The organism is Devosia sp., from assembly GCF_034675085.1.
Lineage (GTDB): Bacteria > Pseudomonadota > Alphaproteobacteria > Rhizobiales > Devosiaceae > Devosia.
The window spans coordinates 1-5,920 of the sequence record NZ_JAUCDN010000207.1; the positions used below are offsets into that span (position 1 = coordinate 1).

6 protein-coding genes are annotated in these 5,920 nt (G+C 64.9%); 3 read left to right on the forward strand and 3 right to left on the reverse strand.

All coding sequences use genetic code 11. From position 1 onward, the window contains the following. Positions 1-51: 51 nt before the first annotated feature. Positions 52-1,875 carry an aminopeptidase P family protein gene (locus VDP82_RS12715; protein WP_323015218.1) on the reverse strand — a complete coding sequence of 608 codons (1,824 nt, stop codon included), beginning with the start codon at positions 1,873-1,875 and terminating at the stop codon, positions 52-54. A gap of 117 nt (positions 1,876-1,992) precedes the next feature. Here VDP82_RS12715 and VDP82_RS12720 point away from each other — a divergent pair, with 117 nt between their 5' ends. Together VDP82_RS12720 and VDP82_RS12725 are read left to right on the forward strand one after the other, a co-directional pair. Further along, positions 1,993-2,127 (forward strand): hypothetical protein, encoded by a 135-nt coding sequence (locus tag VDP82_RS12720; protein ID WP_323015219.1) that lies wholly within the window; start codon positions 1,993-1,995, stop codon positions 2,125-2,127. Between the two features lie 116 nt (positions 2,128-2,243). Then, complete coding sequence (locus VDP82_RS12725; protein ID WP_323015220.1) at positions 2,244-2,375, forward strand: hypothetical protein; 132 nt, start codon at positions 2,244-2,246, stop codon at positions 2,373-2,375. Between the two features lie 168 nt (positions 2,376-2,543). On the opposite strand, the gene VDP82_RS12730 is transcribed toward VDP82_RS12725, so the two are convergent. Continuing rightward, entirely contained in the window at positions 2,544-3,413 is an 870-nt protein-coding gene (locus VDP82_RS12730) for a 50S ribosomal protein L11 methyltransferase (protein ID WP_323015221.1), read from the reverse strand. Positions 3,414-3,517: 104 nt separating this feature from the next. Here VDP82_RS12730 and VDP82_RS12735 point away from each other — a divergent pair, with 104 nt between their 5' ends. Continuing rightward, positions 3,518-3,808 carry a putative quinol monooxygenase gene (locus VDP82_RS12735; protein ID WP_323015222.1) on the forward strand — a complete coding sequence of 97 codons (291 nt, stop codon included), beginning with the start codon at positions 3,518-3,520 and terminating at the stop codon, positions 3,806-3,808. A gap of 217 nt (positions 3,809-4,025) precedes the next feature. Here VDP82_RS12735 and VDP82_RS12740 read toward each other — a convergent pair. Beyond that, the coding region (locus VDP82_RS12740) for an ATP-dependent helicase (protein WP_323015223.1) at positions 4,026-5,920 on the reverse strand (1,895 nt) is incomplete at its 5' end.

A 5,920-nucleotide genomic window follows, 5' to 3' on the forward strand; every position in this document is an offset into this window, starting at 1 on the left:
CAAGGGAGAGGGGATGAAGGAGCCGATGGTTCAAGGCCAGCGTGAAACGCGCTAAATCGCCGCCGTCGCCTGTTCCAGCCAGGCTTTCACCGCCCCCTCCACCCTCGGGCCGATCTCGCGCCAGACGCGGGCGTGATAGGCGTTGAGCCAGTCGCGCTCGGCGGCGGTGAGCATCGCCGGTTCGATCAGCCGCGTGTCGATGGGCGCCAGGGTCAGGGTAGCGAAGTCGAGATAGCCGGGAAAGTTCTCGGCTTCCTGCACCACGATGAGGTTTTCGATGCGGATGCCATAGGCGCCGGCCTGATAGAAGCCGGGCTCGTTGGAGAGCACATTGCCCGGCTCCAGCGGCATTGTGTAGCGCGGAGCGATGCCCACCGGGCCTTCATGCACGCCCAGATAGGCGCCCACGCCATGGCCGGTGCCGTGATTATAGGTCAGCCCCGCCTGCCACAGGAACTGCCGGGCGAGGATGTCGATCTGGGCCCCTGTCGTGCCCTTGGGAAAGCGCGCCGTGGAAATGGCGATCATGCCCTTGAGCACGCGCGTATAGCGGTCGCGCTGCTCGGGCGTGGTCGGGCCGGTGGCGAGGGTGCGGGTGATGTCGGTGGTGCCCGAAAGATATTGCGCGCCCGAATCCACCAGCATCAATTCGCCCGGCGCCAGGGTGCGGTCGGTGCCTTTGGTCACCCGGTAATGCACGATGGCTCCGTTCGGCCCCGCCCCGGCAATGGTGTCGAAGCTGGCGTCGACGCAGCTCGTCTCCTCGCGTCGGAAGGCTTCGAGCGCGGTGACGATGCCGATCTCGGTGAGCCCGCCCTGCGGCGCGGCGGTGTCGAACCAGAACAGGAATTTGGCCAGCGCCACCGCGTCGAGCCGATGCGCCTCGCTCATGCCGGCCAGTTCGGCCTCGTTCTTGCGCGATTTGGGCAACAGAACCGGGTCGCGTTCCTCCACCAGCCGGGCGCCGGCGGCCCGCAGCGCCGCCACCACGGCCTCGGGCGCGCTGGCCGGATCGACCAGCACGGCGCGGCCATCCTGGCCCAGCGCTTCCAGCGCCGCCACCAATTCACTGCTGTCGCGCAGCTCGGCGGTTTCGGCCAGCGCGGCGCGCACGGCGTCGGTATGCTTGGCGGGATCGAGATACAGCGTCGGCCGGCCATTGGCGGGCACGATGGCGAAGCCGAGCACGAAAGGCGTATTGGGCACGTCGCCGCCGCGCATGTTGAACAGCCAGCAGATCGATTCGGGCAGGGTCAGCACGCCGGCATCGGCGCCGGCGGCCGCAAGCGCGCCCTGGATTTCGGCGATCTTGTCGGCGGCCTCGCGCCCGGTGCGATTGTGGCCGAGAAATTCCACCGCACCGGCGGGCGGGGCGGGACGGTCGGCCCAGATGGCGTCGACCAGATTGGCATGGGGCACCAGCTTCGCCCGCGCGCCCAGTTTGGCGGCAAGGCCCCGGATTTCCCCCGGCGTGTGCAGCCAGGGGTCATAGGCGATGGTGCCGCCCTCGGGCACGTAGTCGGCCACGGCCGGGGCGAGGCCGCCCAGCAGGTATTCGTTCACCTCCACCAGTTCGGTGTCGGTCTGGGCCGGGGCCTGAAGGGTGTAGCGGCTATCGACGAACAGTCCGGCCCTTTCGCGGCCGACAATGGCCAGGCCGGCCGAGCCGGTAAAGCCGGTGACATAGGCCAGCCGCGCTTCGCTGTCCGGCACGGATTCGCCGCGATGGGCGTCGGCGCGGGGGATGAGAAAGCCATCGACCCCGGCATTTTGCAGGGCGGCGCGCAGCGCGGCGAGGCGCGGGGCCACCTGGCCGGGGTCGGATTTTTCCTCGAAGCTCTGGAAGCGGGCAGGGGGGAAGGTTTGCGAGGTCATGACGGGAGCGGGATCCTTGCGCCGGGTTGCGCTGTGGGCATGGCTGGGGTGCTCGGATGTGGTCTGGAAAACCCCAGCCTTTGTCTTACCTTAGAACCAGACGGAAGGAGAGCGAAGATGGCACAGAAGAAGAATCTGCTGAACCGCGTTATGAACGCGCTGATCGAGGCCCGTGAGATCGAGGCCCGCAACTATCTGGAACGCTTCGAGCGTGAATATGGCAAGGTCGGCGGTCCGGTAAGCAAGCGTTAATCCGCCTTGCGCCGCTTGCAGGGCTGGGTTGACCTTTATCCCCTAACCCAGTTGCGGCGCATAGACTAGAACGAGCATGACGGCAGGCAACAGACCGCCGTCGCATGGAGTAGACGATGACTGAGAGCAAGAACGGTTTCCGCAACGCATTGGGTGGCCTCATCGACGCCCGCGGTCGCGAAGCCTGTCGCCAGGTCAGCTACCGCATGCAGCACCAGCTGATCGGCGCTGTGACCAAGCGCCCGTAAGCGCCCCTGCATCTGCCGACGATCTGAACAATCTCCGGAGCCCGCTTCGGGGATTTTGTTTTGTCCCCGACGCGTGAAAAATGCGACGCGAAATGCGACATTCGGTGAGCCTGGATGCTAACAGTGCGTTAACCGCAAGCGGCCGGATGCGAAAGGGCGCGACGCGCTTTAGCGCTTTTCCAGCACCAGCGTGGTCCAGTCCTTGCGCTTGAGGTGGTCGATCAGGGCGAAGCCCGCCGTTTCATAAGCCGCGATCATCCCGTCGGCCTGGGTGTTGAGAATGCCCGAAAGGATCACCGTCGCGCCCGGCTGGGCGACGCCGGCCATGTCGGGCGCCAGCGCCGTCAGCGGGCCGGCCAGGATATTGGCCACCAGCAGGTCATAGGGGGCGCGGGCGGCGATGTCGGCATGGTCGAGCCCGGTCGCCTCGATGGCCTCGATATGGGTTTCGACGCCGTTTTCGCGAGCGTTTTCAAGGGTCGTCGTTACCGCGATGGGGTCGATATCGGTGGCCAGGATCCGTCCGCCCAGGCGCTTGGCCAGCGCGATGGCCAGTACGCCGGTGCCGGTGCCGATATCGATGATTGCCTGCGGATGGCGGCGGGCCAGCAGCATTTCGATGGCTTCCAGGCACCCCGTGGTGGTTTCGTGATGGCCGGTGCCGAAGGCCTGGGCGGCGTCGATCTTCATCGGCGTCAGTCCCTCCGGGATGGGCCCGGTTTCGTGGCTGCCATAGACATAAAAGCCGCCTGCGATCACCGGGGCGAGCCCTTCCAGCGATTTGGCCACCCAGTTGATGTCGGGGTCGATCGCGTCGACCGAAAATTCCACTGCTCCGCCAAGGACTTGCCGGGCCAGCTCGGCGAATCCTTCAAGGTCCGGCGGGCTGTCGCAGGTGGCTTCGAAGAACCATTCGCCGGTGTCTTCGTTTTCATGGGCCGAGGCGGTCAGCGCCAGGTCGTCGCGCTCCATCACCGCGTCGACCAGCGCATAGGCCTGTTCCTTGGTGAGCGGGGCGGAGAGCTGGTCGACGGCCATGGCGAAAATCCTTTGAACGCGCCCTAGTTGCGCGAAACACCGGTCGAGGTCAATCTGGCTTATCCCCGCATGGGGCCGGCGCGATAGAATGGGAGCCGATGGCGATGTATGGTTTGATCGGAAAAATGCTGGCGCAGCCAGGAAAACGCGAGGAGTTGCTGGCCGTCATGATGGAGGGGCAGGTGCCCATGCCCGGCCGCCGCTCCTATGTCATCGCCCGCGATCCGGCGAGTCCGGATGGGTTGTGGATCACCGAAGTGTGGGACGACCGGGAAAGCCACGCCGCCTCGCTGCATTTGCCGGCGGTGCAGGCCACCATCGCCAAGGCCAGGCCGTTGATCGCCGGTTTCGGCGAACGGTTTGAAACCGAACCGCTGGGGGGAATTGGGATTTAGGGCGCTTCAGTCCCAATGCCATCCCGGCGTGGCTTGGATTATATTATGAAAAATCAATAGTTTACAAATAATAGCCCTTCCTGCCCCCGATGTCATTCCGGCGCAGGCCGGAATCCATCCCGAGATAGCACAATCTTACACCTTGTCAGGATCGGCCCCGGATCGAGGCCGGGGCGGCACGCTGGTCGATCTTAAAATATGAAGCGGAGCCAGTCACTTACCCCTTGCTGACGAAGCTCTCCAATACCTTTTTGGGGCCAGCCTTTTCGAAGTCGATGCTGAGCTTGTTGCCTTCCACCGCCGTTACGGTGCCGTAGCCGAATTTGAGGTGGAAGACGCGCTCGCCCACGCCATAGGCCGAGCGGTCGTTGCCGACATTGACCGAGCGGGCCACCAGCTCTCCCTCGATGGTCAGCGGGCCGCCGCCCTTGCGGCTCGCCTGGTTGGCGCGGGCGCGCTGCCAGCCGGGAGTTTCGTAAACGCTTTCAAAGGGATCGGCCTTGTTGAAGCGGCTGGCGGCGCCGCCGCCATAGCTGTAGCCGCCATAGCCCGAGCCGGTGTCCTTCACCTCCACTACATCGGCGGGCAGCTCGTCGACGAAGCGCGAGGGGATGGCCGCCTGCCAGAGCCCGTGGATGCGCCGGTTCTGCGCCAGCGACAGGCGCACGCGCTTGCGCCCGCGGGTGATGCCGACATAGGCCAGCCGCCGTTCCTCTTCCAGTCCGGCGCGGCCCGATTCATCCAGCGTGCGCTGGCTGGGGAACAGGCCCTCCTCCCAGCCCGGCAGGAAAACCGTGTTGAATTCCAGTCCCTTGGCCGAATGCAGCGTCATGATGGACACTGCGTCGTCGGCGTCGCCGCTGTCGCGATCCATGACCAGCGAGATGTGTTCGAGGAACCCGCCCAGCGTCTCGAATTCCTCCATGGAGCGGCTCAGCTCCTTGAGGTTTTCCAGCCGCCCCGGTGAATCCGGCGATTTGTCGGCCTGCCACATGGCGGTATAGCCGCTCTCGTCCAGAATCCGTTCGGCGAGCTCGAAAGGCGGCAGCGTCTGGGCGCGCACCGACCAGTCGTCGAACTGGCCGATCAGCTCGCGCAAGGTGCTGCGCTGCCTGGATTTCAGCTCCTCGGTTTCGAGCAGCATGCGGGTGGCGGCGAGCAGGGGCTGGTTGGTCGCCCGCGCGGCGTTGTGCAGCAATTGCACGGTGCTGTCGCCCAGCCCGCGCTTGGGGGTGTTGACGATGCGCTCGAAGCTCAGCGCGTCATTGGGGTTGGCGACCACGCGCAGATAGGCGATGGCGTCGCGGATTTCCCTGCGCTCATAAAAGCGCGGGCCGCCGATGACGCGATAATTGAGCCCCAGCGTGATGAAGCGCTCTTCGAATTCGCGCATCTGGAAGCTGGCGCGCACAAGGATGGCCATGGAGTTGAGCTTTTCGCCAGCGCGTTGATATTGCTCGATTTCCTCGCCGATGCTGCGGGCTTCCTCCTCGCTGTCCCACACCGAGGTCACCGAGAGCAATTCGCCCGGCTCGCCCACATCGGTCTGTAGCGTCTTGCCCAGCCGGCTTTCGTTGAAGGCGATCAGCGTCGAGGCGGCCTTGAGAATGTTCGAGGTCGAGCGGTAATTGCGCTCGAGCTTGATGACCTTGGCACCAGGAAAATCCTTTTCGAAGCGCAGGATATTGTCCACCTCGGCGCCCCGCCAGCCATAGATGGACTGGTCGTCGTCCCCCACCACGCAGATATTGGCCTGGCTTGCCGGCTTGCCCTGCGCCAGCAGCCGCAGCCAGAGATATTGGGCGGTATTGCTGTCCTGATATTCGTCGACCAGCATGTATTTGAATTTGCGGTGATATTCGGCCAGGACGTCCGGGTGCTCGCGGAACAGGCGAATGTTTTCGAGCAGCAGATCGCCGAAATCGGCGGCGTTGAGCACCTTGAGCCGCGCCTGATAGTCGGCATAGAGCTTGGCGCCCCGTCCATTGGCATAGCCGCCGCTTTCGGCCGGCGTGATGTCCCTGGGCAGCAGGCCGCGGTTCTTCCAGCCATCCAGAATGGCGGCGAACTGCTTGGCCGGCCAGCGCTTTTCGTCGATGTTCTCGACCTCCA